Genomic DNA, 706 nt, shown 5'->3' on the forward strand with positions numbered 1-706 from the left:
CTCGGCGGGTTCGCCGACGACGGGGGCCGCGCCGGGGGCGGGCAGCAGGATCACCTGGTCCGCGTACTGCACCACCCGCTCCAGCCTGTGCTCGGCCAGCAGCACGGTGGTGCCCAGGTCGTGCACCAGGCGCTGGAGCACGGCCAGCACCTCCTCGGCGGCGGCCGGGTCCAGCGCGGACGTCGGCTCGTCCAGGACCAGCACCTTCGGGTGGGCGGTCAGCACCGAGCCGATCGCGACGCGCTGCCGCTGCCCGCCGGAGAGGGTGGCGATGGGCCGGTCGCGCAGGCCGGCCAGGCCCAGCAGGTCGAGGGTCTCCTCGACGCGGCGGCGCATGGTGGCGGGCGGGACGCCCAGGGACTCCATGCCGTAGGCGAGCTCGTCCTCGACGGTGTCGGTCACGAAGTGCGCCAGCGGGTCCTGGCCCACGGTGCCGACGACGTCGGCGAGTTCGCGGGGCCGGTGCGTACGGGTGTCCCGCCCGGCGACGGTGACCCTGCCGCGCAGGGTCCCACCGGTGAAGTGCGGGACGAGCCCGCTCACGGTGCCCAGCAGCGTCGACTTGCCGACGCCGGAGGGACCGACGAGGAGGCATAGTTCCCCTTCGGGGACGGTGAGGTCGACGCCGGAGAGGGTGGGGCGGTCGGTGCCGTCGTAGGAGACCGAGACGTTCTCGAAACGGATCACTTGGGGGTCTCCTCGGGGG

The 706-nt window shown here is 74.2% G+C and carries 1 protein-coding gene; it reads right to left on the minus strand.

Going from position 1 to position 706, the window contains the following annotated elements:
- The coding region (locus tag K6I33_RS35470) for an ABC transporter ATP-binding protein (protein WP_229358894.1) at positions 1–687 on the minus strand (687 nt) is incomplete at its 3' end.
- Positions 688–706: the final 19 nt, after the last annotated feature.

It is taken from the genome of Streptomyces sp. UNOB3_S3 (assembly GCF_020740895.1).
Classification (GTDB): Bacteria; Actinomycetota; Actinomycetes; order Streptomycetales; family Streptomycetaceae; genus Streptomyces.